Source organism: Cupriavidus sp. GW821-FHT02F09 (assembly GCF_059421605.1).
In genome coordinates this window covers 58,595-85,160 of record NZ_JBWKVH010000005.1, presented here as the reverse complement: position 1 = coordinate 85,160, position 26,566 = coordinate 58,595, and the positions used below count along the sequence as shown (strand labels likewise).

Genomic DNA, 26,566 nt, shown 5'->3' with positions numbered 1-26,566 from the left:
CCACGATGCTTCTGCTTGTGGCCGCCACAACCCTGGCTGGCCTTCAATTCCTGCTCGCCAGCAGGCAAGTGGCCACTTACCAGCTCGAACAGGAGGTCGCCTTTCGCGCGGCGGAGACGGCGTTGCTCGACGCGGAAGCGGAGTTGATGGCGGCGCTCAGCAACGGCGCGTCCGGAGTGCATAGCCGCCTTGCTGCGTGGCCACCGCCGGGCCAATGCGGCGCCGGCGCGCAGCGGGGACTCTGCCGGCCCGCCCCGGGCATGCCGCCACCATGGTTGAATTGGCTCGATTCGCGCCGGTCGGATGAGACCACCGGCATCGCGATGGGCTCATTCAGCGGCGTTACCCTGCCGGCCTTGCCATCCGGAGCGGTTGGGGCGAGCGCCATGCCGCGGTACGTTGTCGAGTTGATGCACGAGCGCCCTCCTGGCGAATGGCTGGGATCCGATTACGCTTCAGGCACGGGGCCGCGCCTGCGTTTCCGCATTACTGCGCTAGGCATTGCGCGCGACGCGGCGGTACGCAGCTTGCTGCAAAGCGAGTTCCAGCCATGACGCGCTCCGCCCGGTTCCACGACTCGCTGACCGCACTCGCCGCCGGACTGCTGCTCGCTGGCGCTGCACAGGGCGCGGGCAGCATGCAGCCCGTCCTGGTGCCGCCTCCCACGTGGATGCCTGGCTGGCCGGGCCACGCCGAGTTCGTTGCTCTGCACGGTGCGCGCGCCGAGCTGGTCTGGCTAGGCATGCGTGATGGCAGGCTGCGCGCGTTCAATGCGACGTCCGGCGACGAAGTACTCGCTTACCAGCCGCGCCCAATGCCAAAACAGGGTCCCACACCCTGCCCCCACCCCGAGGCTGCCGACGTCTCGCTCGAACCCGGCCGCTGGCGCACCGTGCTGCTGTGTGGCCTTCCGGCGAACGCAGCCGATCCACAGGCAGGTGTTTTCGCCCTCGACATCACGAATGTGGCGACGCAGCGACCAGCGGGACCGCTCTGGGAGGCCAGGGCTTCCGACACGCTGCCGCTGGCCCCGTCGGGTCCCGTCCGCGCATTGGCACTGTCCACGCCTGAAGGCCCGCGCTGGTACGCCATGGTGACGCTGGGCGCCTCGCACGGTCGCCAAGCCCACCGAGGCGTGCCGCATCGCGATCCGCCGGGGCAACAGGCCGGCATCGCCATCCTGCCCCTGGACAAACCCACGCACGCGCCGTGGCAAGGACGCCACGCGATACGCCGGCTGCTCCTGCCGGCCGGCGGTTGCGGGAGCGCCGGACCCAACCCCGCGCTGCTTGCCGCGAGCATCCTGCCAGATACTTCCGGCGTGGCCCTGGCGGCGTACGCGGTGGATGCCCTCGGCGGGCTCTGGCGCTTCGACTTGCGCGGTGCAATGCCATGGCGCGATAGCGGCCGGCGCGTCGACTGCATTTACCGGATGGACAACCCAGCACCTTCGCCGCGCGCAATCGTGCCCCCTGCCCTGATCAGCGCCGCTGGCGGCCACCTGGTGGTTTACGGAACCGGCACCCATGTCAGCGCGGTATTCGACGGCACGGCCCTCGCAGACGCAGGTAGCCCAAGTCGCAGCGGCGCACGCATTGTGGCCCAGCCTCAAGGAGGCGGCGTGGTGCTGCGCCGGCAGGCTCACACGCCGGATATTCAAGGCCGACAAGTATCCACCGCTGGCTGGCACTTGCCTCTTCCCAATCCCGGCGAGCGCCTGGAACGGCTTCTCCCCGCCGACCCGGGCTACCTCGGCTTTGTCACTCGGACGCCCGACGCGCGCCAGCGCGCGTACCTGATCCACGCGCTGAGCGGCGAATCCACTGCCAGCGCGCAGGCTGGCGGGCTTCCCACTCACGTAGCAACCGGGTTCGGGGCCAGCGCCGAGGCGACCGTCGTTCTCGAACGCGCGGCACTACCGCCCAAACTTGCACCGCTACCGGGCATTACTTCGCGTGAGGACGTGACCCTGACGCTCTGGTCCCTGGAGGAAGGACGCGCCGTGCCACTCAACCGCAGCGTCGCCAGCCGCCGCACCGGCCGCCTCAGCTGGCGCGAGCTGATCCGCTCCGGGTCGCCGTGAGGCCTAGATACGTCTTCCAGACCAATCCACCGCCAACCGCGCCACCGCTTCCCGGAGCTCCCTGCATGACACCTTGCCACCGCCCAATCGGCTTCACCCTGCTCGAGTTGCTGATCACGCTGACTGTCTCCGCAATCCTTATGGCAATGGTGATGCCTGCCTGGCACCAGCATATGGAACGCGGCAGGCGCGCCGAGGCGCGCAGCGCACTGATCGGCTTGATGCTGGACCTGGAGCGCCACGCGCTCGCCACCATGACCTTCGCCGCCCAGCCGGGCGGCGCGACGGCTGCCGGCAAGTGGCCGCAGTCGGTGCCCGCCCAGGCAGCGCGCCCGCGTCATTGGATCAATGCCAGTGCCTGCCCGGGCAGCGGGCTCGCGCATTGCGTGGAGCTGCGCGCCGTGCCGCAGACGCCGGATGCGTCATGCGGCACGCTGATTCTGCGCAGCACCGGCGAGTGGCTTGCCCAGCCGGCCTTTGCCACGGAGCCGGTGCCGCTGCCCCAGGCGTGCTGAGGCGGCCGTGCGTCGGATCTGGCACCGGAATTGGCACCGGCATTCACGTCGCGGCGCAACGCTTGCCGAACTGCTGACCTGCGTGGCCGTGCTGGCCATCCTGGCGGCGCTGGCTTTCCCGTCCTGGCAGCGCTTGCAGGCGCGCCAGCAGGTGATGCTGGCGGCAGACCGCCTGGCCGGCTCGCTGGCGGTGGCGCGCTCGGCCGCCGTAGCCCGGCGATCCGACGTGGTACTGACGCCCTTGCCGGGTGCTTCGTCGCTGGACCACGGCTGGCGGCTGGCGCTGGAGCCGGGGGACGAGCCGGGCCAGGGCAACGCCGCCTTGCTTGCTGTCGTCGAACTGCGCGACGCCTGCCTGCGCATCGCCCTGCGCTCGACCGCGCAAGGCAGCAATACGCTGCGCATGACAGCTGTGGGATACTCTCGCTCAGAGCAAGGCGGGTTTCTCGCCGCCACCTTCACCGTGACCTGCCGGGGCGAACAGCGGCAGCTAAGGCTCGGTGCCCACGGCCGCGTCCGCTTGTGCACGCCGGGGCAGGATGCCGATTGCGACGGCCTCGCACAGTCCGAGCCGCCCTGACACCTGATGACTGTAACCATATCCAACTCACCGCCCGCGCGGCAGGAAGCACCAGGCCTCATGTTCTCCGATACCGACCACGCAGCCATGGCACAGGCTCTCGCGCTCGCCGAGCGTGGCATGTACACCACCACGCCCAACCCGCGCGTTGGCTGCGTATTGTCCAAGGACGGCAAGATCATCGGCCAGGGATTCACCCAACCCGCCGGGCAGGATCACGCCGAGATCCAGGCGCTCAAGGATGCCGCAGCGCGCGGGAACGATCCCAAGGGCGCCACGGCCTTTGTCACGCTCGAGCCCTGCAGCCATTTTGGCCGGACGCCGCCCTGCGCGGACGCGCTCGTGCGCGCCGGCATCGCGCGCGTGGTGGCGGCCATGGAGGACCCGAACCCGACTGTTTCGGGCCGTGGCTTGCAGCGGCTGCGCGAAGCCGGCGTGGACGTACGCTGCGGCCTGCTCGAAAAAGAAGCACGCGAACTCAACATCGGCTTTGTCAACCGGATGACGCGTGGCCTGCCCTGGGTGCGTGTCAAGGTGGCCGCCTCGCTCGACGGCGGCACCGCGCTGCACGATGGCAGCAGCCAGTGGATTACCGGCCAGGCGGCACGCGACGACGGCCACGCCTGGCGTGCGCGCGCCAGCGCTATCCTGACTGGGATCGGCACCGTGCGCGACGACAACCCGCAGCTCAATGTGCGTGCCGTGGACACGCCGCGCCAGCCTCAGCGCGTGGTGGTGGATTCCCGACTGGAAATTCCCCTGGACGCGCGCCTGCTGACGCCGGACACCGGCGACTTTGCCAAGCCTGTGCTGGTGTTCTGCGCCTTTGACGATACCGCGCGCCGTCGCGCCCTGGAAGCCCGCGGCGCGGAAGTGGTGGTGCTGCCCAATCCCCACGGCAAGGTGGAATTGCGCCACATGCTGGAAGAACTCGGCCGGCGCGGCATCAACGAGCTGCACGTGGAAGCCGGTTTCAAGCTCAACGGATCGCTGATCCGCGAGCATTGCGCAGACGAGTTGCTGATCTACCTCGCGCCCAAGCTGCTGGGCGACGCGCAAGGCATGTTCCAGTTGCCGCCCCTGGCGCGGCTGCAGGACGCCGCAGCCTTCCGCTGGCACGACGTGCGCATGATCGGCGAAGACCTGCGCCTGATCGCGCGCCGCGCCGATCACGTCTGATCGCCTGCCGGCAAGCCGCGAGCAAAACGAATCCGCTGCGCACCTGCTAGCATGCGTGTTTTCCCATTGCATCAAGCATCGATCATGTTCACTGGCATTGTCGCGGCCGTCGGCCGCATCGAAACCGTATCCCCGCTGGGCAGCAGCGAAGCCGCAGCCGATGCCGGTGTGCGCCTGCGCATCCGTGCCAACGGGCTGGACCTGTCCGATGTCATCCTTGGCGACAGCATCGCCATCCAGGGGGCCTGCATGACGGTCATCGCGCTGGACGGCGACGCCTTCGACGTCGATGTCTCCCGCGAATCGCTCGACAAGACCGCTGGCCTGGACCAGCCCGGCCGGGTCAACCTGGAGAAGGCGCTGACCCTGGCCGACCGCCTCGGCGGCCACCTGGTCTCGGGCCATGTCGACGGGCTTGGCGAAGTCACCCACTTCGCGCCGGTCGGCGAGTCGCATGAACTGCGCGTGCGCGCCCCGCGCGAGCTGGGACGCTACCTGGCCTACAAGGGGTCGGTGGTGGTCAACGGCGTGTCGCTGACGGTCAACAAGGTCATCGACGACGAAGACGGCTGCACGTTCTCGATCAACCTGATCCCCCACACGATCGAGGTCACCACGCTGCAGGACCTGAAGCCCGGCGCGCGCGTGAACCTGGAGATCGACCTGATCGCTCGCTATGTGGAGCGGATGCTGAGCGCGCCAAAACCCGCCTGACCCACGCCTTTTCGGCACCCACGCGGCCTGCCAAGGCCATCTGACTTTCCGCCGGCCGCCGCCGCCCGCAGGGCCATCTGCATTGGCCCTACGGGCGCCGCGCGCCCTGCGGCGCCTGGTTGACGTACAATATTGGGCCAGACCGCTGCCGCGGCCAGCCGGTATACCCTGAAGCGGCAGCCGGCCAGCAAGCCATCCCGCCCGAAATTCAGCCAGAATTCCAGCCCAAACTTCAGCCAGCTTCCCAGCCTGCAAGCTATGACAATCGCCCGTACAGAAGAAATCATTGCCGAAATCCGTGCCGGCCGCATGGTCATCCTGGTTGACGAGGAAGACCGCGAGAACGAGGGTGACCTGGTCCTGGCTGCCGATTTCGTCACACCGGAGGCGATCAACTTCATGGCCAAGTACGGCCGGGGCCTCATCTGCCTGACGTTGACCGCCGAACGCTGCCGCCAGCTCGAGCTGCAACCCATGGTGAGCCGCAACGGCACGGTGCACGGCACCAACTTCACGGTGTCGATCGAGGCAGCCGAAGGCGTCACGACCGGCATCTCGGCGGCCGACCGGGCCCGTACCGTGCAAGCCGCGGTGGCCAAGGATGCCCGTGCCGCCGACCTGGTCCAGCCCGGCCATATCTTCCCGTTGACGGCCCAGCCCGGTGGCGTGCTGATCCGCGCCGGCCATACCGAAGCCGGGTGCGACCTGGGCGCCCTGGCCGGCCTGACGCCGGCTGCGGTGATCTGCGAGATCATGAAGGACGACGGCACCATGGCGCGCCTGCCGGACCTGATCGAGTTCGCACAAGAGCATCACATCAAGATCGGCACCATTGCCGACCTGATCCACTACCGCAGCCGCACCGAGAGCATCATCGAGCGCGCCGGCGAGCGCACCATGCAAACGCCATATGGCACGTTCCACAGCATCATCTATCGTGACAAGCCGAGCGGCCGCGCCCACCTGGCGCTGGTCAAGGGCAACCCGCAGGCTGATCACGAAACGCTGGTGCGCGTGCACGAGCCGCTTTCCACACTGGACCTGCTGGAAGTGTCGCGTACCACGCACTCGTGGAGCGTGCCCGCCGCGCTCGAGGCTATTGCGCAGTCCGAACATGGCGTGATGGTGCTGCTGAACTGCGGCGACACGGCCGAACAATTGTTCACGCAGTTCTCGGCGCTCGACGCGCCGCAAAACCGCCCGCGCGTGAAGCCGGACCTGCGCACCTACGGCACCGGCGCCCAGATCCTCAAGGATCTCGGCGTGGGCAAGATGCGCGTGCTGGCATCTCCGCTGAAAATGCCGAGCATGACCGGCTATGACCTTGAAGTGACTGGCTACCAGCCCATGAGCGGCGGCCAGGCTAACTGAACTACCGGATACACGGCGGCCGCGAGCCTATCGCGGGCCGCCACCCCGAACCCAGGAGAAGATAAGATGGATCACGGTTTCTACCCCAGCAACCTCGAAGGTGAAGGCCTGCGCATCGGCATCGTGCAAGCGCGCTTCAATGAACCGGTTTGCGCCGAACTGCTCGAAGCCTGCGTCGCCGAACTGGAAAAGCTGGGCATCGAAGGCGAGGACACCCTGGTGGTGACCGTGCCGGGCGCACTCGAAATCCCGCTGGCATTGCAAAAGATGGCTGAAAGCGGCCAGTTCGATGCGCTGGTCGCGCTGGGCGCGGTCGTGCGCGGCGAGACCTATCACTTCGAGCTGGTGTCGAATGAATCGGGCGCCGGCATCAGCCGCGTCGGCCTGGACTTCAATGTGCCCATCGCCAACGGCATCCTGACCGTCGACACCGACGCCCAGGCCCATGCCCGTACCCGCGAGAAGGGCCGCGACTGCGCTCGCGCCGCGGTGGAAATGGCCAACCTGGTCTCCGCGCTGGATTCGCTGCGCAGCCAGGAAGCGGATGAAGACGAGGACGACGATGAGTGACGCGCCCGAGAGCAGCAACCCCGCCGGCAAGCCGGCGGACGACGCCAGCGCCAAGCCCGTCGCCAAGGCCGAGCCCAAGGCAGCGCCCAAGAGCGCGCGCCGCCGCTCGCGCGAACTCGCGCTGCAGGGCCTGTACCAGTGGCTGCTGAACCGCAACGATACCGATGCGATCCAGGCCCACCTGCACGACGCCCAAGGCTTCAACAAGGCTGACCGCGAGCACTTCGATGCACTGCTCAATGGCGCGATCCGCGAAGAAACCCGGCTGACGGGCGCCTTCGAGCCGTTCCTGGACCGCCCGGTGAGCGAGTTGTCGCCGGTCGAGCGCGCGGCCCTGCTGATCGGCAGCTACGAGCTGATCCACTGCGTGGACATCCCGTACAAGGTTGTCATCAACGAAGCCGTGGAACTGACCAAGACCTTTGGCGGCGTCGAAGGCTACAAGTACGTCAATGGCGTGCTGGACAAGCTGGCCGCCAAGGTGCGCGCGCCGGAACTGGCCGCCCGACGCTGAACGACGGCAACCGGCGCCGTTCACGGTGCCATGCTTGCCGTACCGACACCCGCTCCGGCGGGTGTTTTTACTTCTACCGCGGCCAACACCCGACTAACGGCAGCTTAACTGCAGCCTAACCCCCATCAACCCGCCTATCAGGCCCACCAAGCCTATCCCGCCATGGATCTGCAGCGCCTCGCCACTGCCTCCCGTCTTGCCAATATCGATGCCTTCCACGTGATGGAGCTGGCCAAGCAGGCCGCCGAACTCGAGCGTGCCGGGCGCCACATCATCCACATGGGGATCGGCGAGCCCGATTTCACCGCCGCCGAACCCGTGGTGCGGGCCGCCGAGGCCGCCATGCGCCGCGGCGTCACCCAGTACACCAGCGCGCTGGGCATCGCGCCGCTGCGCGAGGCCATCGCCGGCTATTACAAGACCATGTACGGGATCGACATCCCTGCGCGCCGCGTGGTGGTGACCGCCGGCGCCTCGGCCGCGTTGCTGCTGGCCTGCGCCGTGCTGGTGGAGATTGGCGCGGAGGTGCTGATGCCTGACCCCAGCTACCCCTGCAACCGGCATTTTGTTGCCGCCTTCGACGGCCGCGCGAAGATGATCCCGAGCGGCCCGGCCCAGCGCTTCCAGCTCACGGCGGAGCAGGTGGAGACACATTGGGGCGAGCAGACCCGCGGCGTGCTGCTGGCGTCGCCCTCCAACCCCACCGGCACCTCAATCCTGCCGGACGAACTGGCGCGCATCCTGAAGGCCGTGCGGGCCCGCCAGGGCTTTGCCATCGTCGACGAGATCTACCAGGGGCTGTCGTACGATGCACCGCCGGTATCGGCGCTGAGCCTCGACGACGACGTGATCACCGTCAACAGCTTCTCCAAGTACTTCAATATGACCGGCTGGCGCCTGGGCTGGCTCGTGGTCCCGGACGAACTGGTAGGCGCCTTCGAGAAAGTGGCGCAGAACCTGTTCATCTGCGCGTCAGCCGTCGCCCAGCACGCCGCGCTGGCCTGCTTCTCCCCCGAGGCGCTGGCGATCTACGACGCGCGCAAGGCGGAATTCCACCGTCGCCGCGATGCCATCGTGCCGGCGCTGGAGTCGCTGGGCCTGCGGGTGCCGGTCAAGCCGGATGGCGCCTTCTATGTGTATGCGGACTGCCGTGGCGTCAACCACCCGTCCGCCGGCGATGCCGATGCCTTGACCCAGGCCATGCTGCACGATGCCGGCGTGGTGCTGGTGCCGGGCCAGGACTTCGGTCCATACACGGCGAGCGACTACATCCGGATCTCCTACGCAACCTCGATGGAAAACATCGAGGAAGCCATGGCGCGCCTGGGCAAGTTCTTCGCCTGAACGCCAGCCAGAGCCGTCAGGCAACGAAAAAAAGCACCCCGGAGGGTGCTTTTTTTCTGCGCTGCCCGAGATACGAGGATCCCGCGATCAGGCGCTTTTCGGGACGTTGCCTGCCGCTTCCAGCTTGTCGCCGGCCGTGCCGTGACGATGCTCGGCCTGTGCCTTGGCATCCGCCGCCACTTCCGGCTTGGCCGACACCGGCTCAGCCGCGACGCTGCGCACGCCAGGCAGTTGGCGCAGGCGGGCACGCTCTGCCAACACCTTCGCGCCATATCCGCCATCGGTGTTGGTGGTCGCCGCACCCACGTAATACTTCAGGCCGCCTTCCAGCGAACCGGCGCGGGCGATGCAGTCCTTGAGCACCAGCGCACCGATCTTGATGTTGGCGTACGGGTTCAGCGCGGCTGCCACGCCGCCCACGGCCTCGTACTTGTCCTGATGGACCTTGGTCATCACCTGCATCAGGCCCTGCGCGCCCACGCCGCTCTCCGCGTACGGATTGAAGCTGGACTCGATCGCGATCACGCCCAGGATCAGCAGCGGATCGATGCCGACCTCGCGCCCCGTCAGGTATGCGGCCTTCACCAGTTGCGCGGTGGCCTGCGCCGCCACGCGATACTTGCGCGCGATGTACTCAGCCACCACGGCCTGCTCACGCGCGCTGCCCAGCGTGGCCGGGTTACGTGCATCCAGCGCCACGCGCTGTGCCGGGATCTGCGCGGCCAGGTGAGCCACGGAGGGCACCTTGCCGGCGGGCTGCTGGCCCCAGTCGTCCGTACCGGACACGGTCGGCAATCCTGCCGGCTTGGACTGCGCCATCGCCAGGCCCAGCTTGGCCGCGGCCACATCGGCCGTGGAGGCTGGCACCGCCGCTTCCATCAATACCGCAGGCGCTTCCTCGCCAGCCAGCGCACCGGCCAGGGCCGTACGCCATTCCTGGCTGACAGATAGCGATACCGCGGCGACTACAGACACAACCCCGAGACTGTTCAGGGCATATTTCAACGTTGCGCGGCCACTGCGTAAAGCGCGGCCAGCGACCGGATGTGCAAGGCGGACCTGCAATGCCCGACTCACTCCGGGTACCGGGTGTCTGAAACGGACCTGCAATGCCCGCCCGACTCCGGGAAGATGAAGGGTTTTCCAACCACTCATACTTACCTCCATCCGCTGTCCGCTTCGTGCCACGCTGCTGCGCCGCACGCCCGTTGACCGCGTATTCAAGTAAGGATGCCGCGCCGCCCAGCAAAGACGTCCAGCACCTGTTGGTGGGCGCTCCCCATGCGCCCAACGAGAAACAGGGTAGGCTCTTGGGGGAGCCTGCCCTGCCGCGAACTACTCAAAGCACCCGGCCACGGCCGGGGCGATCGATCGAATCCGTCCTGCTCAGACGCATCCGCTCATATGATCAGATATGGATAATTCCCCACTAATCCCCTTGACAGGGCAGAAGAAAATGTGCTGCACCGCAACACTCCAACGAGCAGAACCGGATTGTAGGAACCCTTTTATACATCGTCAAGAATAACGTTTCGAATAAACAAAGCTTTTGGTTATATGTAACAAGGGTCTTTGACGCACTTCCGTGCCCCCTCCATTGGGTGAAACTCAGTACTGGCAAAGCATGGAGGCCTTCCTTGCCCACCGAGGCGGAGTCAAAAAATTTACAATTTGGACATACAAATTGGGACGATTTTTTTGTGCCCCATCATATTAATGTGAATATTGCATCACACACCTTGCATGGACAGGTGCGCTAACGTGCCTGCGCCTCAATCGAATAAATCATGAAATACAACGACTTGCGCGATTTCCTGGGCCAACTGGAAGGCCTTGGCGAACTGAAACGGATCGGTGCGCCTGTGTCGCCCAACCTCGAAATGACCGAGATTTGCGACAGGCTGTTGAGAGCGGGCGGGCCGGCAGTCGTGTTCGAAAACCCGAGCGATCCCCATCGGCCTGGTCAGACTTATAGCGTGCCCGTACTGGCCAATCTGTTCGGCACGACACGCAGAGTAGCCCTCGGCATGGGTGCCGAAAGCCTGACCGACCTGCGCGACATCGGCCGCGTTCTGTCGGCGCTCAAAGAGCCTGAGCCGCCCCGTGGCTTGCGCGAAGCCGGCAAGCTGTTCACCCTCGTTAAATCGGTGTGGGACATGGCGCCCAAGCGCGTCAACAGCCCAGCCTGCCAAGAGGTGCTGTGGGAAGGCAACGACGTGGACCTGGCGCGCCTGCCGATCCAGACGTGCTGGCCGGAAGACGCGGCGCCGCTGATCACCTGGGGCCTGGTGATCACCAAGGGTCCGCACAAGAAGCGCCAGAACCTTGGCATCTACCGCCAGCAGGTGATCAGCCGCAACCAGGTCATCATGCGCTGGCTGGCGCATCGCGGCGGCGCGCTGGATTTCCGCGAGCACGCGCTGGCCAACCCCGGCAAGCCGTTCCCGATCGCGGTGGCGCTGGGCGCGGACCCCGCCACCATCCTCGGCGCCGTCACCCCGGTGCCCGACACCTTGTCGGAGTACCAGTTCGCGGGCCTGCTGCGCGGCAGCCGCACCGCGCTAGCCGGCTGCATCACGCCGACGCTGTCCGAGCTGAGCGTGCCGGCCTCGGCCGAGATCGTGCTGGAAGGCCACATCCAGCCCGACCCGGATCACCCGTCCGGCTACCAGCATGCGCTGGAAGGCCCGTACGGCGACCACACCGGCTATTACAACGAGCAGGACTGGTTCCCCGTCTTCACCATCGACCGCATCACCATGCGGCGCGATCCGATCTACCACTCCACCTATACCGGCAAGCCGCCCGATGAACCTGCGGTGCTTGGCGTGGCGCTCAATGAAGTGTTCGTGCCGCTGCTGCAAAAGCAGTTCCCGGAGATCACCGACTTCTATCTGCCGCCGGAGGGCTGCAGCTACCGCATGGCCGTGGTGCGCATGAAGAAGCAGTACGCCGGCCACGCCAAGCGCGTGATGTTCGGCGTCTGGAGCTTCCTGCGCCAGTTCATGTATACGAAGTTCATCGTGGTGGTGGACGACGATGTCGACGTGCGCGACTGGAAGGAAGTGATCTGGGCCATCACCACCCGCGTCGATCCCGCGCGCGACACCGTGCTGGTGGAAAACACGCCGATCGACTACCTCGACTTTGCCTCGCCGGTGTCGGGGCTGGGCTCGAAGATGGGCATCGATGCCACCGACAAATGGCCCGGCGAGACCACCCGCGAATGGGGTCGTCCGATCCAGATGGATGCCGCGGTCAAAGCCCGGGTCGACGGCATGTGGGACGCCTTGTTCGAGGCCCGCGCCAAAGCGTGATGGCGGCCAGCATGTAAGATCACACCAAGACCGCATCGCAACCCGTCCGCACGTCCGCGCGAGACGGACCCGAGGAGGAGACATGACTACCCTTGAAGAAGGGCAACTGAGATGGACGCCGTCACAGGCGTTCCGCGACGGCAGCCGCATTGCGCACTTCATGCGCTGGCTGGAGAGCGAGCGTGGCCTCGCCTTTGCCGACTACGCCGCGCTGTGGCAATGGTCGGTGACCGACCTGGAAGCCTTCTGGGACGCCATCCGCGCCTATTTCGACCTGCGCTTCGATAGCCCTGCCGAGCGCGTGCTCGGCAGCGCGCAGATGCCCGGCGCGCGCTGGTTCGAAGGCGCCAGCCTGAACTACGTGCAGCAAGTGTTCCGCCATGCCGGCAGCGGCGCCGCGCGCCAGCGCACGGCCATCCGCTACGCCGGCGAATCCATCGCGGTCACCGACCTGAGCTGGGATGTGCTGGAGCAGCAGGTTGCCTCGCTGGCCCATGCCTTGCGCGGCATGGGCGTGGCGCGCGGCGATCGCGTGGCAGGCTACCTGCCGAACATCCCCGCCACGGTCGTCGCCTTCCTGGCCACCGCCAGCCTTGGCGCAATCTGGTCGGGCTGCGCGCCCGACATGGGCCAGGTGGCGGTGAGCGACCGTTTCCGCCAGATCGAACCCAAGGTGCTGATCGCCGTCGATGGCTACCGCTATGGCGGCAAGGCCTACGATCGGGCGCCAGTGCTGGCGGACCTGGCCGCCGCCCTGCCCTCGCTCACCGACCTGCTACTGGTGCCGGGCGAGCACACTGATGCACATGCCGCCCCCAACGCCATCCCGCTTCCCGCCAACGTACGCCGCCATGCCTGGCAGGCGGTGCTGGCGCATCGCGTACCGCTGGCGATTGAATCCGTGCCATTCGACCACCCGCTGTGGATCGTCTACTCCTCCGGCACCACCGGCATGCCTAAGCCCATCGTGCACGGCCACGGCGGCATCGTCATCGAGCAGCTCAAGCTGATGGCGTTTCACAACAACCTCGGGCCGGACGACGTCTTCCACTGGTACAGCAGCAGCGGCTGGATCATGTGGAACGCGCAGATCGCGGGGCTGCTGCTGGGCAGCACCATCGCGCTCTACGACGGCAATCCAGCCTGGCCAGACGCCGGCGTGCTGTGGCGCTTCGTGGATGCCGCGCGCGTCACCGCCTTTGGCGCTGGCGCGGCGTTCTTCACGGCCGGCATGAAGGCCGGGATCGAGCCCGCGCGCGTGGCCGACCTTTCCCGGCTGCGCGCGCTCGGCTCGACCGGCTCGCCGCTGCCAGCCGAGGCCTATGACTGGATCTACCGCCACGTGGGCGCGGACATCTGGCTTGCGCCGATGAGCGGCGGCACCGACTTCGCCGGCTCGTTCGTGGCAGGCTGCCCGATCCTGCCGGTCTACTCGGGCGAGATGCAGTGCCGCTGCCTGGGTGCGAAAGTCGAAGCCTTCGACGAAGCGGGCAATGCGCTGGTGGGTGAGGTGGGCGAGCTGGTCTGCACGGCGCCGATGCCGTCGATGCCGCTGTTCCTATGGGGCGACACGAACGGGCAGCGTTACCGCGACAGCTACTTCGATACCTATCCCGGCGTGTGGCGCCACGGCGACTGGATCAAGATCACCGCGCACGGCGGCGCCATCATCTACGGCCGCTCGGACGCGACCATCAACCGGCACGGCATCCGCATGGGCACCAGCGAGCTGTACCGCGTGGTGGAGGACCTGCCGGAAGTGCTCGACAGCATGGTGGTGGACCTCGAATACCTGGGACGCGACTCGTATATGCCGCTGTTCGTGGTGCTGCGCGACGGCATGGTGCTGGACGATGCATTGCGCGACACCATGCGCGCACGCATCCGCAGCGCGCTGTCTTCACGCCATGTGCCCAACGAGATCCTGCAGGTGCCCGGCGTGCCGCGCACGCTGTCGGGCAAGAAGATGGAAGTGCCCATCAAGAAGCTGCTGCTGGGCCACGCGCCCGACAAGATCGCCAACCGCGACGCCATGGCCAACCCGGAAGCGCTGGACTGGTATTTCGCCTACGCCGAGCGATTTATCGCGGCGCGCGCCAGCGAGTCCGCGGCGGTGTGAAAGGAGAAAGTGCGCACCGCAGCCTTGAACGCCGCGGCGCGCCCTCTTCTTTCTCCTGGCAAGAAGGTCAGAACTCCACTTCGAGTTCGCTGATTTCGTCGGGTTCCTTCTTCGCCGCGGCGATCCATTCCTGCAACTCCGGCATGGCCAGGATCTGCTTGCAGTACTCCACCGGCGCCGGATCCAGCATCACGCCGTAGGTCACGAAGCGCGTCACCACCGGCGCGTACATCGCATCGGCCATGGTGCGCGTTTCGCCAAACAGATAGGGGCCGCCGTATTGCGTCAGGCACTCGGTCCAGATCTGCGCGATGCGATCGATATCGGCCTGCGCGCGCGACCACACCTTGAAGCCAGGAAAGTGCCCCTTCAAGTTCATGGGCAACGCCGCGCGCATGGCAGCAAAGCCCGAATGCATCTCGCCGCAGATGGCGCGGCAATGCGCGCGTGCGGCACGGTCATCGGGCAACAGGCCGGCCTTCGGGCGGACCTCGTTGAGATACTCGGCGATAGCCAGCGTGTCCCACACGGTCACGCCCTGGTGCAGCAGGCGGGGAACGAGAATCGAGGGCGACAGCAGCAGGATTTCCGCGCGCGCCGCGGCGTCATCGGGGGGCACCAGCACCTCCTCGAATTCCAGTCCCGCGAAGCGCACCAGCAGCCAGCCGCGCAGAGACCACGATGAATACGTTTTACTGCTGATGGTGAGTGTCGTCCTTGCCATCCCGCCTCCTTGCCACCTGGAAAAGCCGTTGCACGGCGGGCGAGCCCCGTCGTCTGTGTGCCAGCAGACGGTGCGCCCGTGTCTCTCGCTGCAGTGTCGCGCTATGCGTTGTGTGCTTTGTGTTCGCTGCTTCTACTATGAATTTGTACTACATCATGGCGGGGACATAGTTTCTGATTGCGCTTACCTTGCTCTTGCCTTGATGTGGCGCAGAGGCCTGCGCCGCAGCCGAAAAAAGCCTGCATCAGGCGCGCCGTTTCGCGGCTAAAAATCCTGCGGCCACGGCGGCACCGGCACGGTGCGCCGCGCAGCACCAGCATGAGGCAGATGTACTGGCGAAGATCCGCGTGCGCAGTTCGCGCGCGGCGTTTGCGCCGCATACGAACCAGAACAGGTCACCCCGTTCCGCCATACGGGCAGGCCCGCAAGCCTCATGCCAACGCGATTCGCCGTGGCACGCATATTGCGGCTGATGAGGTCAACGCATAAAAGGGGGCGAGCCATGCTGTATCAGGTGTACCAGACTTATGCGGATCTCATGCAGCCCGCCTGCAGCCTGGCCGACATGGTGTCGAACACGCTTGCAGAAAATCCGCGCCTGGCAGGATGCGAGCCGATGCTTGCCACGCGTGCGGCCTGCGAGGTGCTCGCACTAAGCCGCCTGACGCACCATCGCCCGCCGTTCGCCATCGACAGCGTCATGGTGAACGGCACACCGGTACAGGTTACGGAGGAAGTGACCGCGAGCACGCCGTTCTGCTCGCTGTTGCACTTTCGCAAGCACGGTGTCTCCGGCCACCCGCGCGTGCTGCTGGTGGCGCCGATGTCGGGCCACTTTGCCACGTTGCTGCGCGGCACTGTGCAGACCATGCTGCGCGATCATGATGTCTACATCACCGACTGGCACAACCCGCGCGACATCTCGCTGGCGCACGGCCGCTTTGGCTTTGACGAGTACGTCTACCATCTGATCGATTTCCTGCGCGTGCTGGGCGGCGGCACGCACCTGATGGCGGTGTGCCAGCCGACCGTGGCGGCGCTCGCCGCCGTGGCGTTGATGGCGGAGGATAACGATCCGGCGCAGCCGCCGAGCCTGATCCTGATGGCCGGCCCCATCGACGCGCGCATCAACCCGACCAAGGTCAATGAGCTCGCCACCAGCCAGCCCATCGAATGGTTCGAGCGCTCGCTCACCAGCTACGTGCCGCTTCGCTTTGCCGGCGCGATGCGCCGCGTCTACCCCGGCTTCATGCAGCTGATCGCCTTCATGAGCATGAACAGCGAGCGCCACCAGCAGGCTTTCCGCGACCTCTACGATCTGCGTGCCAGCGGCCAGCATGATCGCGCGGATGCGATCCAGGTGTTCTACGAGGAATACTTCGCCACCATGGACCTGAGCGCGGAGTTCTATCTCGAAACCGTGAGCATGGTGTTCCAGGAATTCCTGCTGGCGCAGGGCCTGCTGGACGTAGGCGGTCGCCGCGTGAACCCGCACGCGATCCACCGCACGGCGCTGCTCACGGTGGAGGGCGAGCGCGACGATATCTGCGCCATCGGGCAGACCATGGCCGCGCAGGAACTGTGCGGCAGCCTGCGGCCCTATATGCGCATGCACCACGTGCAAACCGGTGTGGGGCATTACGGCGTGTTCAACGGCAAGCGCTGGGATTCGCAGGTCTATCCGCTAGTGCGCAACGCCGTCTATATGAACGCGTGAGGTTGGACGCATAAGGCCGCGCGGCGCGGCCAGGTAGCCAGGTGTCTAGGCAGCGGTCTGGTCCGCCGGCCACGGCGTCACCGCCGGCACCGCGCACGGACCCTCGACCTCGACGGTGCCAAAATCCGCCGGCCCCACGATCTCCAGGTACTCCATGTCCGGCGAGTAGTCGAACAGAAAATGCGTGATGCCGGGGCGCTGGTGCACGCAATCGCCAGTCGCCACCAGTGTCTCCTTGTCCTCGTACATGAAGCGCGCCCAGCCCTTGAGCATCAGTACCACATGGAACTGCGCCTCGTGCCGGTGCCAGCCGGTGCCTTGCACGGGCGGCTGGTTGGCCTTGACCAGTTGCACCAGCAGCTTGCCGCCGGTGGCCTCGGCAATGCCCAGGTCGCGATACAGGAAGAAATCGCGCAAACCCTGGTCGACGAAGGCAGTGTCTTGCGGGCGCACGTGGGAGAACTTCGTGGGAGAGGCATCCGTGGCGGCATCGCCAGCGGACGCGGTGGACTTGCTGAGGGACTCGGCCATGACAAGCTCCTTTCGCTGAGGGAAACGCTCTGCGCTGCGACGCAACATTCACGCCAGCGGCCACGTGCCCACGCAGCGCCGAAAGCGGCAAGAACCAGTCCGAATGTGGCGCACCGATCGCTGCGAAAGGCGCATGCCTGATGGACGCCCGACGCCCCTGCACCCGCCGGGGGCGGAGCCGAGCACCGGACAGGTGCCGCGACACGGCGCGTTGACGGCTATCATGCAGCGATGCCCACTCCCGCCGCAACTTGCATGCCGCCTCTCAATTCTATGCATTTCCAAGGCCAGGAACTGATCCGGGTCGGAGACGATTCCAGTTTCATGCTGCTCGCCCCGCAGTTCGGCGCCCGCCTGGTGCGCTGGGTGCATCGCGGCGAGGACATCCTTTACTGGCCGGAGAACGCCGACTGGTCCCAACTGGCCCGGGTGCGTGGCGGCAACCCGATACTGTTCCCCTTCATTGCCAGGCATTTCGTCGACAGCGCGCCCGGCGCATGGAAAGACGCCAGTGGCACCGTGCGGACGCTGCCGATCCACGGCTTCGCGCGCGACCTGCCCTTCGCGGTCACGCGGTTTGAGGCGGGACGCAGCCTGACCATGACGCTGCAAGCGTCGGACGCAACGCGCGCGGCCTACCCCTTCGAGTTCCTGTTCGAGGTCACCTACCGGCTGCTCGACGACAACCTCGAAGCCACATTGCGCACGCGCAATACCGGCGAGCAGCCCCTGCCTTACTACGCTGGCCACCACTTCTACTTCCCGCTTGCCCATCAGGCGCGCGCCGCGTCCACGCTGGCCATGCCGGCCGCGGAGCTGATGCGCCAGCGCCCCGACGGCTCGCTGGAGGCGAACGGCAAGGGCGCCGAGACCTATCAGCTCGACGACCCGCGCCTGCAAGACACCTTTCACGTCCTGCAGGCGCAGCCTGCGGCGCCGCGCCACTGCACGCTGGCCACGCCGCCCGATGCCACCGCTGCGCATGGCCGCAAGCTGGTGATCGAGCTGGACGCGCCTGGCAGCACGCCGTGGTTCGCGGTCACCACCTGGTCGGAGCGCGCCGACTCCGACTTCTACTGCGTGGAACCCTGGCTCGGCCTGCCCAACGCCATCCACCACGGCACGGGGCTGCGCTGGCTCGCGCCGGGCCAGGAGGAAGCGGCGGTCTGCCGGCTGCGGGTGGACCAATAGCGTACTGGCGGCCCTGCCTCCCCCCGCGCGCCGCAAGCCGAGCAAACCATCAAGTGTCCAGCTAACCGTCAGCTGGCATGAGTAGTACATAAATCACTTTACACACTTCGGCGCACTGGAGATCGAGGGCCTGATTGGCACATCGACATCACGGGTGGAAACGAGCGCCGAGCGGGTCTAGCGCCCCGGCACGACCCGCGACGATGGTGGAGATCGTCGTCGCCGTTGCCGGCGCGCATCATGAACGATATTGCCGCGGCGTCGGCCGAGAAGAGCAGCGGCACCGACCAGATCGAATCGCCGGCACCCAGATGGACGAAGTGACGCAGCAGAATGCGGCGCTGGTGGAGCAGCCGCGACGGCTGTCGGATGCGGATGCGGATGCGGATGCGGAGTTGTGTGCCGCCAGTCGAATCAGAGGGGCGATGCCAGTTCCCGAAGCTCGGCGCGGCAATCCGGCCCCGCCCCTCGATCCGCAGGCGGTACCCATGCCATCCTCGTCATCTATAATCGCGCGGTCGCGACGGGGGTTCCGCCGCTATTGAGATTCAAGCGGATTTATGACGTTTCGAGCAACAAAACTGGCTACCTATGCCAGTGCCCTGGTCCTGGCATTCCCAACTCTCCTTCTCTGCGTGCCACGGGGCTCAGGAATCTTTCTGGCCGCCGTGGTAGTGCTAGCGCTATGCGCCGGCCATGGAATGATCAAGACGTGGAGAACATACCGCGATCTACTGTGCCCCCTGAGTCTGGCTATTCTGACCATGATGGCCGTTTACCTGGGATCAAAGCTGTACTTCGGCGTGCCGTGGAACGTGATCGATAATCCATCAAGAATTCTGCTTGTTCTGCTGACCTGCTTAGTAGTCATGCGGACAGCCCCGGATCCCAAGGCAATTTGGCATGGCATCACGATCGCGCTGGTGGTTAGCCTGGCAATCGTCGCCATCCAACGCTACGCTCTTGGCGAGGACCGGCCGTCCGCGTGGACGCAGGCCATTGCTTTCGGCAACATGGTCGCCGCGCTTGGCTTGATCGGCTTTGCTCGACCTGGCTGTAATCGCAGCGCGCATGCATTCGCCTGGGTAAATCTGTCGCTTGCAGCAATGATCCTCTACTTGAACGGCACACGGGGAGCCACGCTCGCCATGCTGCTTACAGCGCTTCCGCTGCTCTTTGTCCGGTACCGCGGATTGAGCTTGGCACGATTCATTACTGCGATAGCGCTTGTTGCCGCATTGGGAACTGGCCTGTATATGATCCCTCTCAGTCCTGTGGCCCAGCGAATCGATCAGGTACGCAGTGAAGTAGTGAGGTACGAGAACGGGGATGCGGAAACATCGGTCGGCGCGCGGCTGGAGGTGTGGAAAATTGCGGCAGAGTCGATCATCAGGCATCCCTGGATGGGCGTGGGTGTCGGTCAATTCGCCCGGATTCTCCATGCATCCGACTTCTGCGAAGGCGGTAAGTCTGCGGCTTGCAACCTGGAGCATGCGCATAACGACGTGCTGGAGGCTGCCGCAACCACTGGCCTGCCTGGCATGCTCGCGCTGCTGGGCATATTCCTGATTCCTGGCGCCCTATTCCTGCGGACATTACGCCTATGCTGCAGCAATGACAACGCTCTCGGTGTCAGCCTCAGTGCCGCTGGCCTTGGTGTCGTGATGGCGAGCCTGATCAGCGGCCTGACCCAAGTAACGATGGCGCACCAGGCGAACATCGTTTTCTATGCCGGCGCCATTGGGCTGTTGCTCGGTCTGGCCGGGGTGCAAGCAAAGCACCCCCGCGCCGACGGAGCGGGTGGCTGAGGAAAGCGCGTGCAGCGGACAGAGCGCTTGCTTCACATTGTCAGCGGACGTCGCTCGGTCACGCAGCCTCGATGTAACTGAGAGCGGAGCGGGGACGCGAAACGGCACGCATCATTTATCTCGGTCACAACTCTGCCTTGGGCAATGCGGCCATCGCGCGCTTCAGCCGCATCGCGGCCGGCGACCTGACCGGCGAGGTCGTCGCTGCCAGCGACAACGAAATGGGCAAGCTCAGCGCCGCGCTGCAGCAGATGCAGGCCTCGCTGATCGGGACGGTTGGCACCGTGCGCTGTGGCACCGAATCGATCAACGTCGGCGTACGGGAAATCTCCGCCGGCAACACCGACTTGTCCCAGCGCACGGAAGAACAAGCGGCTTCGCTCGAGCAAACGGCGGCCAGCATGGAAGAACTCACCTCCACCGTAAAGCAGACCGCTGAGAACGCTAAAGCGGCCAGCCAGCTGGCGCAAGGCGCATCCGGGCTGGCCGCGCAAGGCGGCGAGCTCACGCAGCAGGTGGTCGGCACCATGCACAACATCGTCGCGGACTCGCGCAAGATCGGGGACATCGTCGGCGTGATCGAGAGCATCGCCTTCCAGACCAACATCCTGGCGCTGAACGCGGCGGTGAAAGCGGCTCGTGCGGGCGAGCAAGGGCGCGGTTTCGCCGTGGTCGCCACCGAGGTGCGCTCGCTCGCCCAGCGCAGCGCGGGCGCCGCCAAGGAAATCAAGGGCCTGATCGGCGCATCGACCTCGCGCGTGGAATCTGGCGCGGAGCTGGTGGAGCGCTCCAGCACGACCATGGCGGAAATCGTCAACGCCATCGCCCGCGTCAGCGACATCATGAACGAGATCGCCGCCGCGTCGGCCGAGCAGAGCAGCGGCATCGACCAGGTCAACGTCGCCGTCGCCCAGCTGGACGAAGTGACGCAGCAGAACGCCGCGCTGGTCGAGCAAGCTGCCGCGGCAGCCGGCTCCCTGGAAGAGCAGGCGCGCCGCTTGTCAGCGGCGGTGGCCGTGTTCCGGATCGGCGGGAATGGATCTGGCCAGCCGGATCGGGCCCTGAACGTCGCCGGTGCCACTCCGGTGTTTGGCGGCTAAGGGGCCACGCGGGTCCCGGCGCACCGGTTCCGCCGGTGTGCCGGAGCGCGAGATAATGCACTTTTCATAGGATCCGGCGCCCGCACACCTTGCGCTTGCCGGGGCATCCCGCGTAGAATCGCGCTTCTTGCGGGCGTCGTATAATGGCCATTACCTTAGCTTCCCAAGCTAAAGACGTGGGTTCGATTCCCATCGCCCGCTCCACATCAGATTGAGACGAGCCGCCTTCGCCACTGGTCGCATGCCCGATCAGGATCGCCCGGCGGCTTTTTTGTTGCCATGCTCCCCCAAGACCCCAGTTCCGACCCGACGCCAGCCGACGACGCTGACAACGCGCCCGCCAAGGCTGCCGACGGCAGCGACGTGGCACACCCGCGCCGCATCCGTTCCTTCGTGCGCCGCGCGGGGCGAACCTCCACCGGCCAGCAGCGTGCCATCGATGACCTGGGGCCTCGCTTCATCCTGCCCTATGCACCGCAGCCGCTCGACTGGGAGGCCACGTTCGGCCGCGCCGCGCCAGCGATCCTCGAGATCGGGTTCGGCATGGGCGAGACCACCGCGCATATCGCGCAACTGCGCCCTCAGGACAATTTCCTGGGCTGTGAGGTGCATGAACCCGGCGTGGGCGCCCTGCTCAAGCTGCTGGGCGAACGCGAGATCGGCAATGTGCGGATCATGCCGCATGACGCCGTAGAGGTCATCGCGCACATGCTGACGGCATCCTGCCTGGATGGCGTGCATATCTTCTTCCCCGACCCGTGGCACAAGAAGCGCCACAACAAGCGGCGCCTGGTGCAGCCGCCGCTGGTCAAGCTGCTGGCCAACCGCCTGAAGCCGGGCGGCTACCTGCACTGCGCGACCGACTGGGAAGAGTATGCCCATCAGATGGTGGAAGTGCTGTCGGGCGAACCCACCCTGACCAACACCTCGGACGCCACCGGCGGCTTTGCGCCGCGGCCGGACTACCGCCCGGTGACCAAGTTCGAGCGCCGCGGCGTGCGGCTGGGCCATGGCGTGTGGGACGTGGTGTTCCGCAAACGGGCCTGAAGGCGAAGGCCGCGCCGCACGCCGGCGCACCATGAAAAAAGCGTGGCCTTGAGCCACGCTTTTTTCATGGTGCGACAGTTGTCGCCGGTACTATCTACCGCTACCGCCTTCAGGCATGCCAGGCGATCAGCCCAGAGTATGCCGTCGCCAGCACAACGATGCCGAAAATGATCCGGTACCAGGCAAACGGCTTGAAGTCATGGGTGGCGACAAAACGCAGCAGCCAGCGCACACACAAGAAGGCGGACAGGAAGGCGAAGACGAAGCCGATGCCGAAGATGCCCAGGTCGTCGGCGGACAGCAGCGCGCGCGACTTATACAGCTCGTAGACGGTGGCGCCGAAGATCACCGGGATCGCCAGGAAGAAGGAGAACTCGGTGGCTACCTGGCGCGACAGCCCGAACAGCATGCCGCCGATGATGGTGGCGCCGGAGCGCGAGGTGCCCGGGATCAGCGCGAAACACTGCGCCAGCCCGACCTTGACCGCATCGCGCCAGTTCAGGTCGTCTACCGACTCGATCCGCGGTGCGCCGGCCTTGGCGGCCTCCAGCAGCGCATTGCCCTGCGGGTGCGATACCTGGCCGCGATGGCTTTCCCGCCATTCGGCCCACAGGATCACCACACCGCCGATGATGAATGCGGTGGCCACGGTGATCGGGTTAAACAGGTGAGCCTTGATCCACTTGCCGAATACCAGCGCCAGCACGATCGCCGGCACGGTGGCCACGATCACGTTGATGGCAAAACGCCGGGCCTTTTCATCGGTGGCCAGTCCGCCCACCACGGTGACGATGCGGTGGCGGAACTCCCAGCAAACCGCCAGGATGGCACCGAACTGGATCACGATCTCGAAGATCTTGCCCTTTTCATCATTGAAGTCGAGCAGCTGGCCGGCGAGGATCAGGTGACCTGTGCTGGAGATGGGCAGAAACTCGGTCAGTCCTTCGACGATGCCGAGGATCACAGCTTTCAGGGCGAGGGCAATATCCATGCTGATTGGAATGTGTGGAATGCTGAATGGAAGAGCGAAGGAAAAGCCAAGGACAGGCGAGCAAAAGGGAAACGGGCAACCGTCAGCCCTATGTCATCAGCCACGCGCCAGGCGCCAGGAATCACAACTATCCGCCACGACCATGACACCGCAGTGGCTGCGCAACGTGCATGCCTGGGCGCGGCGCGTCATCAAGGCCGATTGATCTTGACGTTGATCCCGTTGGGCAAAACGGTGATTGTACCGGGTTCGACACTGGTGCCGGCGAGGCGCAGCTCGTCGGGACGGAAGGTATAGAGCGGATAGCCTTGCAGCAACTGCTCCGCAAGGATGCCGCCGAGCGCGTTGAACTGGCGCGTGAGTTGAGGCGGCAGGCCTTTGACGTCGAACTGCTGGACCTGCGGGTCCTGCAGCACCACCGCGCGGCTGGCCGGGTCGTAGCGCAACCCGCTGTCCAGCGCGAAGCGGCCGGTCATCGGCTCGCCGGAGAACAGGCGGTTGTTCACTGTCGCGTCGAACTGCACGTTCACCCGGTTGCGGCTGGGGTCGAGCGTGAGCTGCGGGTTGGCGAGCTGGATGTCGAACAGCTCCATATAGCGCTTGTTGAACGGAAACTTGCGCTCCAGGGCCGATTGCAGCTGGCTCTGCGAGAAGGTGTAGTCGTTGCCCATCATGCCGCAGCCGACGAGTGCCGCGGCCAGCGCGGCGCCGGCGCTTGCTGCCAGCCAGCGCCGGCGATTGATCATGACCATCTGTTTGTTCCTTGCGGGTTCAGGCTGTGCGGCCAGGCGCGGTGGCAACCTCGAGCTGCGTCAGCCAGGCCAGCGCATGCCCGCGGGTTTCGCCGCACATGTCGGCAGAGGGCTTGAGCCCGGCGCAAAATGCCGGCCGCGTGGGCTCGCCAAAAATCGCGCAGCGCCGATCGGGCAGCAACTGCACGCAGGGTATGCCGGCCGGCTTGCCGCCGGGCATGCCGGGAATCGGCGAGGTAATGGAGGGCGCGGTGCAACAAGCGCCACAATCGGGCCGACAGGAGAGTTCAGACTGGTGGGACATGGCAAAGGTTCAGGCGCGGACGACGCCCGGCAGCCCGTATTGTGCCCCATGCGGTGCGGCCCTTCCCGCGCTTGACCACTGGATTGCGCTCCACTACATTACTGACCCAAGAGTTATTTATTAGCAAATCTCGCGGAGCGCCCGCCCGCAGAGGTGCACAGCGCCCCAGTGAAAAACCCGCCAGGCCAGAGCCAGAATCAGGAATCCGCCAACACCAAACGCTGGGCTCGCCGCAAGGCCGCGCGCCCACAGGAACTGGTGGCCGCCGCGCTCGATCTCTTCGTCGAACGCGGCTATGCGGCCACCCGGCTGGAAGATGTCGCCGCCGCGGCGGGCGTGTCCAAGGGCACCGTCTATCTGTACTTTGCTAATAAGGAAGAGCTGTTCAAGACAGTGGTGCGCGAAAACCTGGTGCCGACCCTGACCAGGGGCATCGACCTGGTGGAGAACTACCAGGGCTCGACGCCGGAGTTGCTCAGGGAATTGCTGCGCGGCTGGTGGGGCCTGGTCGGGGCGACGCCGGTGGCCGGCCTGACCAAGCTGATCATGGCCGAATCCAGCCATTTTCCTGACATTGCCCAGTTCTACCACGAGGAAGTGGTGCTGCCGGGCGATGAGTTGTTCGCGCGCGTGCTCAAGCGCGGCGTGGCGCGTGGCGAGTTGCGCGACATGCCGGCCAACCCGACCACAACGCTGATCTGCGCGCCGCTGATGTTCCTGATGCTGTGGCAGCGTGCGTTCAGCGCGTCGTCGCGCATCGAGATCGACCCCGAGGCGTTCCTCGACAACCTGCTCCAGATGTTGCTGTTCGGCCTGACCACCGGCGCGGCGCGCGATACGCCGCTGCCGCCCAAGGTCGGCCCCTACGTCTGGGAACAGATACAACAAGAAGCCCTGGCACAAGCGCAGGGGCAGCAGGCCGCGCGGGAGATCCCTGCGCCGCCGCCGGAGACCGCATGACCCGACGCAAGAAGATCCTGATCGCTGCGATCGCCACCATCGCGGTGGTTGCCGTGCTCAGCGCCGCCGCCGCCGTGCGCAAGGCAAGCAATGGCAAGCCTGGCGCGGCCCCGGCTGCCGCAGCTGCCGCGGTGCAAGACCTGGTGGAGTTCCTGCCATCCGACCTGGTCGAGGCCACCACGCAAGACTTGCGCGTGTCGCTGCCGCTGTCGGGCGGGCTGCGGGCGCTCAATCAGGCCTCGGTCAAGGCCAAGGTCGCGGGCGAGGTACAGCAAGTGCTGGTGCGCGAGGGCGAAGCCGTGCGCGCCGGCCAGGTCATCGTGCGCATCGATGCGACCGAATACCAGGCCAAGGTGGCGCAGGCGCGCGGGCAGATGCTGGCGGCGCGCGGCCAGTATGAGAATTCGAAGCAGACCTTCGAGCGCAACCGCGAGCTGGTGGCCAAGGGCTTTATCTCAAAGACTGCCTTCGACAGCTTCCAGAGCAACCTGGACGTGGCGCACGCCAATCTCGACGCCGCCCAGGGCGGCCTTGAAGTCGCGCAGAAAGCGCTCGCCGACACCATCGTCAAATCGCCGCTGGATGGCCTGGTGGCCGCGCGCGCGGTGCAGCCGGGCGAGAAGGTCTCGCCCGACACGCGCCTGATCGACGTGGTCGACCTGCGCGCGCTGGAACTGGAGGCGCCGATCCCCATGGCGGATGTGGCTCGCGTTGCCGTCGGCCAGGCCGTGCAGCTCGACGTGGAAGGCAGTGGCCGCTTCGAGGGCAAGCTGGTGCGCATTAACCCAGCGGTAAGCCAGGGCACACGCAGCATCATGGTCTATGTGCGAGTGGACAACCCCGAGGCGCGCCTGCGCGCGGGCATGTTCGCCCAGGGCTCGCTGGTGCTTGGCCACCACGCCGGCGTAGTGGCGGTGCCAGCCACAGCGGTGCGCAACGATGGCGAGCGCGCGTTCGTCTACAGCGTGGAGAATGACGTGCTGGCTGAGCGACAGGTCAAGCTTGGCATCCGCGACGATGCCAGCGGGCTGGTGGAAATCACCGGCGGCCTGGCCACCGGCGCCAAGGTGGTGCGCAACAACCTCGGCACCCTGCGCGCGGGCAGCCGCGTCAAGCTGGTCAAGGCGTAGGAGCC

The 26,566-nt window shown here is 66.0% G+C and carries 25 protein-coding genes, 1 tRNA gene and 1 pseudogene; 21 read left to right on the top strand and 6 right to left on the bottom strand.

Annotated elements, in window-relative coordinates:
• Positions 1–5: 5 nt before the first annotated feature.
• The 10 genes from AC07XB_RS07810 to AC07XB_RS07765 all read left to right on the top strand — a co-directional run bounded on the left by AC07XB_RS07810 (position 6) and on the right by AC07XB_RS07765 (position 8,870).
• Positions 6–554 carry a pilus assembly protein gene (locus AC07XB_RS07810; RefSeq protein WP_492373309.1) on the top strand — a complete coding sequence of 183 codons (549 nt, stop codon included), beginning with the start codon at positions 6–8 and terminating at the stop codon, positions 552–554.
• Positions 551–2,083 carry a pilus assembly protein gene (locus tag AC07XB_RS07805; RefSeq protein WP_492827729.1) on the top strand — a complete coding sequence of 511 codons (1,533 nt, stop codon included), beginning with the start codon at positions 551–553 and terminating at the stop codon, positions 2,081–2,083. Before AC07XB_RS07810 ends, AC07XB_RS07805 begins: the two co-directional genes overlap by 4 nt.
• A 65-nt stretch (positions 2,084–2,148) precedes the next feature.
• Positions 2,149–2,598: a type IV pilin protein gene (locus tag AC07XB_RS07800; RefSeq protein WP_492373307.1), complete on the top strand. Its 450-nt coding sequence runs from the start codon at positions 2,149–2,151 to the stop codon at positions 2,596–2,598.
• Between the two features lie 7 nt (positions 2,599–2,605).
• A complete protein-coding gene (locus AC07XB_RS07795) occupies positions 2,606–3,178 on the top strand; it encodes a GspH/FimT family pseudopilin (protein ID WP_492373306.1) in 573 nt (190 codons plus the stop codon).
• Between the two features lie 60 nt (positions 3,179–3,238).
• Complete coding sequence (gene ribD, locus AC07XB_RS07790) at positions 3,239–4,357, top strand: bifunctional diaminohydroxyphosphoribosylaminopyrimidine deaminase/5-amino-6-(5-phosphoribosylamino)uracil reductase RibD (RefSeq protein WP_174422587.1); 1,119 nt, start codon at positions 3,239–3,241, stop codon at positions 4,355–4,357.
• 84 nt (positions 4,358–4,441) lie between these two features.
• Positions 4,442–5,071 (top strand): riboflavin synthase, encoded by a 630-nt coding sequence (locus tag AC07XB_RS07785; protein ID WP_492827731.1) that lies wholly within the window; start codon positions 4,442–4,444, stop codon positions 5,069–5,071.
• A gap of 258 nt (positions 5,072–5,329) precedes the next feature.
• Positions 5,330–6,442, top strand: a complete 1,113-nt coding sequence (ribBA, locus tag AC07XB_RS07780; protein ID WP_492373303.1) for a bifunctional 3,4-dihydroxy-2-butanone-4-phosphate synthase/GTP cyclohydrolase II — start codon at positions 5,330–5,332, stop codon at positions 6,440–6,442.
• Positions 6,443–6,508: 66 nt separating this feature from the next.
• Positions 6,509–7,012, top strand: coding sequence for a 6,7-dimethyl-8-ribityllumazine synthase (gene ribH / locus AC07XB_RS07775; protein ID WP_150984096.1), 504 nt, complete (start codon positions 6,509–6,511; stop codon positions 7,010–7,012).
• Positions 7,005–7,526, top strand: a complete 522-nt coding sequence (nusB, locus tag AC07XB_RS07770) for a transcription antitermination factor NusB (RefSeq protein WP_492373302.1) — start codon at positions 7,005–7,007, stop codon at positions 7,524–7,526. Before ribH ends, nusB begins: the two co-directional genes overlap by 8 nt.
• Before the next feature lie 162 nt (positions 7,527–7,688).
• Positions 7,689–8,870: a pyridoxal phosphate-dependent aminotransferase gene (locus AC07XB_RS07765; RefSeq protein WP_477135379.1), complete on the top strand. Its 1,182-nt coding sequence runs from the start codon at positions 7,689–7,691 to the stop codon at positions 8,868–8,870.
• An 87-nt stretch (positions 8,871–8,957) separates the two neighbouring features.
• On the opposite strand, the gene AC07XB_RS07760 is transcribed toward AC07XB_RS07765, so the two are convergent.
• Entirely contained in the window at positions 8,958–10,025 is a 1,068-nt protein-coding gene (locus AC07XB_RS07760) for a lytic transglycosylase domain-containing protein (RefSeq protein WP_492373301.1), read from the bottom strand.
• Positions 10,026–10,657: 632 nt separating this feature from the next.
• Here AC07XB_RS07760 and ubiD point away from each other — a divergent pair.
• A complete protein-coding gene (gene ubiD, locus AC07XB_RS07755) occupies positions 10,658–12,187 on the top strand; it encodes a 4-hydroxy-3-polyprenylbenzoate decarboxylase (RefSeq protein ID WP_492373300.1) in 1,530 nt (509 codons plus the stop codon).
• Positions 12,188–12,269: 82 nt separating this feature from the next.
• Complete coding sequence (locus tag AC07XB_RS07750) at positions 12,270–14,306, top strand: acetoacetate--CoA ligase (protein WP_492827734.1); 2,037 nt, start codon at positions 12,270–12,272, stop codon at positions 14,304–14,306.
• 67 nt (positions 14,307–14,373) lie between these two features.
• Here the strand turns inward: AC07XB_RS07750 and AC07XB_RS07745 are convergent, their stop codons facing one another.
• A complete protein-coding gene (locus AC07XB_RS07745; protein ID WP_416049381.1) occupies positions 14,374–15,030 on the bottom strand; it encodes a glutathione S-transferase family protein in 657 nt (218 codons plus the stop codon).
• A gap of 502 nt (positions 15,031–15,532) precedes the next feature.
• On the opposite strand from AC07XB_RS07745, the gene AC07XB_RS07740 reads away from it, so the two are divergent.
• Positions 15,533–16,747, top strand: a complete 1,215-nt coding sequence (locus AC07XB_RS07740) for a polyhydroxyalkanoate depolymerase (protein ID WP_492810905.1) — start codon at positions 15,533–15,535, stop codon at positions 16,745–16,747.
• Positions 16,748–16,792: 45 nt separating this feature from the next.
• Here AC07XB_RS07740 and AC07XB_RS07735 read toward each other — a convergent pair whose 3' ends face one another.
• The gene (locus AC07XB_RS07735; RefSeq protein ID WP_492810903.1) at positions 16,793–17,278 is read right to left on the bottom strand and encodes a cupin domain-containing protein; all 486 of its coding nucleotides are present in this window, start codon (positions 17,276–17,278) and stop codon (positions 16,793–16,795) included.
• A 255-nt stretch (positions 17,279–17,533) separates the two neighbouring features.
• Between AC07XB_RS07735 and AC07XB_RS07730 the strand changes: the two genes are divergently transcribed.
• The 6 genes and pseudogenes from AC07XB_RS07730 to trmB all read left to right on the top strand — a co-directional run bounded on the left by AC07XB_RS07730 (position 17,534) and on the right by trmB (position 22,424).
• Positions 17,534–18,469 (top strand): aldose epimerase family protein, encoded by a 936-nt coding sequence (locus tag AC07XB_RS07730; RefSeq protein ID WP_492827736.1) that lies wholly within the window; start codon positions 17,534–17,536, stop codon positions 18,467–18,469.
• 203 nt (positions 18,470–18,672) lie between these two features.
• Positions 18,673–19,014, top strand: coding sequence for a hypothetical protein (locus tag AC07XB_RS07725; RefSeq protein WP_492827738.1), 342 nt, complete (start codon positions 18,673–18,675; stop codon positions 19,012–19,014).
• A gap of 219 nt (positions 19,015–19,233) precedes the next feature.
• Positions 19,234–20,277, top strand: coding sequence for an O-antigen ligase family protein (locus AC07XB_RS07720; protein ID WP_492827740.1), 1,044 nt, complete (start codon positions 19,234–19,236; stop codon positions 20,275–20,277).
• Between the two features lie 143 nt (positions 20,278–20,420).
• Positions 20,421–21,377, top strand: a pseudogene (locus tag AC07XB_RS07715) (methyl-accepting chemotaxis protein); the annotation flags it as partial.
• Between the two features lie 129 nt (positions 21,378–21,506).
• Positions 21,507–21,581, top strand: a tRNA-Gly gene (locus AC07XB_RS07710).
• Positions 21,582–21,656: 75 nt separating this feature from the next.
• On the top strand, positions 21,657–22,424 hold the full coding sequence (gene trmB, locus AC07XB_RS07705; protein ID WP_492810899.1) for a tRNA (guanosine(46)-N7)-methyltransferase TrmB: 768 nt from the start codon (positions 21,657–21,659) through the stop codon (positions 22,422–22,424).
• 109 nt (positions 22,425–22,533) lie between these two features.
• Here the strand turns inward: trmB and AC07XB_RS07700 are convergent, their stop codons facing one another.
• The 3 genes from AC07XB_RS07700 to AC07XB_RS07690 form a co-directional block, all read right to left on the bottom strand.
• A complete protein-coding gene (locus AC07XB_RS07700; protein ID WP_492810897.1) occupies positions 22,534–23,415 on the bottom strand; it encodes an undecaprenyl-diphosphate phosphatase in 882 nt (293 codons plus the stop codon).
• A 191-nt stretch (positions 23,416–23,606) separates the two neighbouring features.
• Positions 23,607–24,167, bottom strand: coding sequence for a DUF1439 domain-containing protein (locus AC07XB_RS07695; protein WP_492373294.1), 561 nt, complete (start codon positions 24,165–24,167; stop codon positions 23,607–23,609).
• 19 nt (positions 24,168–24,186) lie between these two features.
• Positions 24,187–24,471 (bottom strand): YkgJ family cysteine cluster protein, encoded by a 285-nt coding sequence (locus tag AC07XB_RS07690; RefSeq protein WP_492827742.1) that lies wholly within the window; start codon positions 24,469–24,471, stop codon positions 24,187–24,189.
• Between the two features lie 168 nt (positions 24,472–24,639).
• Here AC07XB_RS07690 and AC07XB_RS07685 point away from each other — a divergent pair, with 168 nt between their 5' ends.
• Both AC07XB_RS07685 and AC07XB_RS07680 read left to right on the top strand, forming a co-directional pair.
• On the top strand, positions 24,640–25,431 hold the full coding sequence (locus tag AC07XB_RS07685; protein WP_492373292.1) for a TetR/AcrR family transcriptional regulator: 792 nt from the start codon (positions 24,640–24,642) through the stop codon (positions 25,429–25,431).
• Positions 25,428–26,561: an efflux RND transporter periplasmic adaptor subunit gene (locus tag AC07XB_RS07680; RefSeq protein ID WP_492827744.1), complete on the top strand. Its 1,134-nt coding sequence runs from the start codon at positions 25,428–25,430 to the stop codon at positions 26,559–26,561. Before AC07XB_RS07685 ends, AC07XB_RS07680 begins: the two co-directional genes overlap by 4 nt.
• Positions 26,562–26,566: the final 5 nt, after the last annotated feature.

Bases quoted from the DNA above. Each gene is read 5' to 3' on its own strand.
- nusB (WP_492373302.1), top strand. From the start codon at position 7,005: ATGAGTGACGCGCCCGAGAGCAGCAACCCCGCCGGCAAGCCGGCGGAC.
- AC07XB_RS07765 (WP_477135379.1), top strand. From the start codon at position 7,689: ATGGATCTGCAGCGCCTCGCCACTGCCTCCCGTCTTGCCAATATCGAT.
- AC07XB_RS07680 (WP_492827744.1), top strand. From the start codon at position 25,428: ATGACCCGACGCAAGAAGATCCTGATCGCTGCGATCGCCACCATCGCG.
- AC07XB_RS07750 (WP_492827734.1), top strand. From the start codon at position 12,270: ATGACTACCCTTGAAGAAGGGCAACTGAGATGGACGCCGTCACAGGCG.
- AC07XB_RS07810 (WP_492373309.1), top strand. From the start codon at position 6: ATGCTTCTGCTTGTGGCCGCCACAACCCTGGCTGGCCTTCAATTCCTG.
- ubiD (WP_492373300.1), top strand. From the start codon at position 10,658: ATGAAATACAACGACTTGCGCGATTTCCTGGGCCAACTGGAAGGCCTT.
- AC07XB_RS07735 (WP_492810903.1), bottom strand. From the start codon at position 17,278: ATGGCCGAGTCCCTCAGCAAGTCCACCGCGTCCGCTGGCGATGCCGCC.
- AC07XB_RS07730 (WP_492827736.1), top strand. From the start codon at position 17,534: ATGCCGCCTCTCAATTCTATGCATTTCCAAGGCCAGGAACTGATCCGG.
- trmB (WP_492810899.1), top strand. From the start codon at position 21,657: ATGCTCCCCCAAGACCCCAGTTCCGACCCGACGCCAGCCGACGACGCT.
- AC07XB_RS07695 (WP_492373294.1), bottom strand. From the start codon at position 24,167: ATGGTCATGATCAATCGCCGGCGCTGGCTGGCAGCAAGCGCCGGCGCC.
- AC07XB_RS07700 (WP_492810897.1), bottom strand. From the start codon at position 23,415: ATGGATATTGCCCTCGCCCTGAAAGCTGTGATCCTCGGCATCGTCGAA.
- AC07XB_RS07690 (WP_492827742.1), bottom strand. From the start codon at position 24,471: ATGTCCCACCAGTCTGAACTCTCCTGTCGGCCCGATTGTGGCGCTTGT.
- AC07XB_RS07740 (WP_492810905.1), top strand. From the start codon at position 15,533: ATGCTGTATCAGGTGTACCAGACTTATGCGGATCTCATGCAGCCCGCC.
- AC07XB_RS07785 (WP_492827731.1), top strand. From the start codon at position 4,442: ATGTTCACTGGCATTGTCGCGGCCGTCGGCCGCATCGAAACCGTATCC.
- ribH (WP_150984096.1), top strand. From the start codon at position 6,509: ATGGATCACGGTTTCTACCCCAGCAACCTCGAAGGTGAAGGCCTGCGC.
- ribBA (WP_492373303.1), top strand. From the start codon at position 5,330: ATGACAATCGCCCGTACAGAAGAAATCATTGCCGAAATCCGTGCCGGC.
- AC07XB_RS07805 (WP_492827729.1), top strand. From the start codon at position 551: ATGACGCGCTCCGCCCGGTTCCACGACTCGCTGACCGCACTCGCCGCC.
- AC07XB_RS07800 (WP_492373307.1), top strand. From the start codon at position 2,149: ATGACACCTTGCCACCGCCCAATCGGCTTCACCCTGCTCGAGTTGCTG.
- AC07XB_RS07720 (WP_492827740.1), top strand. From the start codon at position 19,234: ATGATGGCCGTTTACCTGGGATCAAAGCTGTACTTCGGCGTGCCGTGG.
- AC07XB_RS07745 (WP_416049381.1), bottom strand. From the start codon at position 15,030: ATGGCAAGGACGACACTCACCATCAGCAGTAAAACGTATTCATCGTGG.
- ribD (WP_174422587.1), top strand. From the start codon at position 3,239: ATGTTCTCCGATACCGACCACGCAGCCATGGCACAGGCTCTCGCGCTC.
- AC07XB_RS07725 (WP_492827738.1), top strand. From the start codon at position 18,673: ATGGTGGAGATCGTCGTCGCCGTTGCCGGCGCGCATCATGAACGATAT.
- AC07XB_RS07760 (WP_492373301.1), bottom strand. From the start codon at position 10,025: ATGAGTGGTTGGAAAACCCTTCATCTTCCCGGAGTCGGGCGGGCATTG.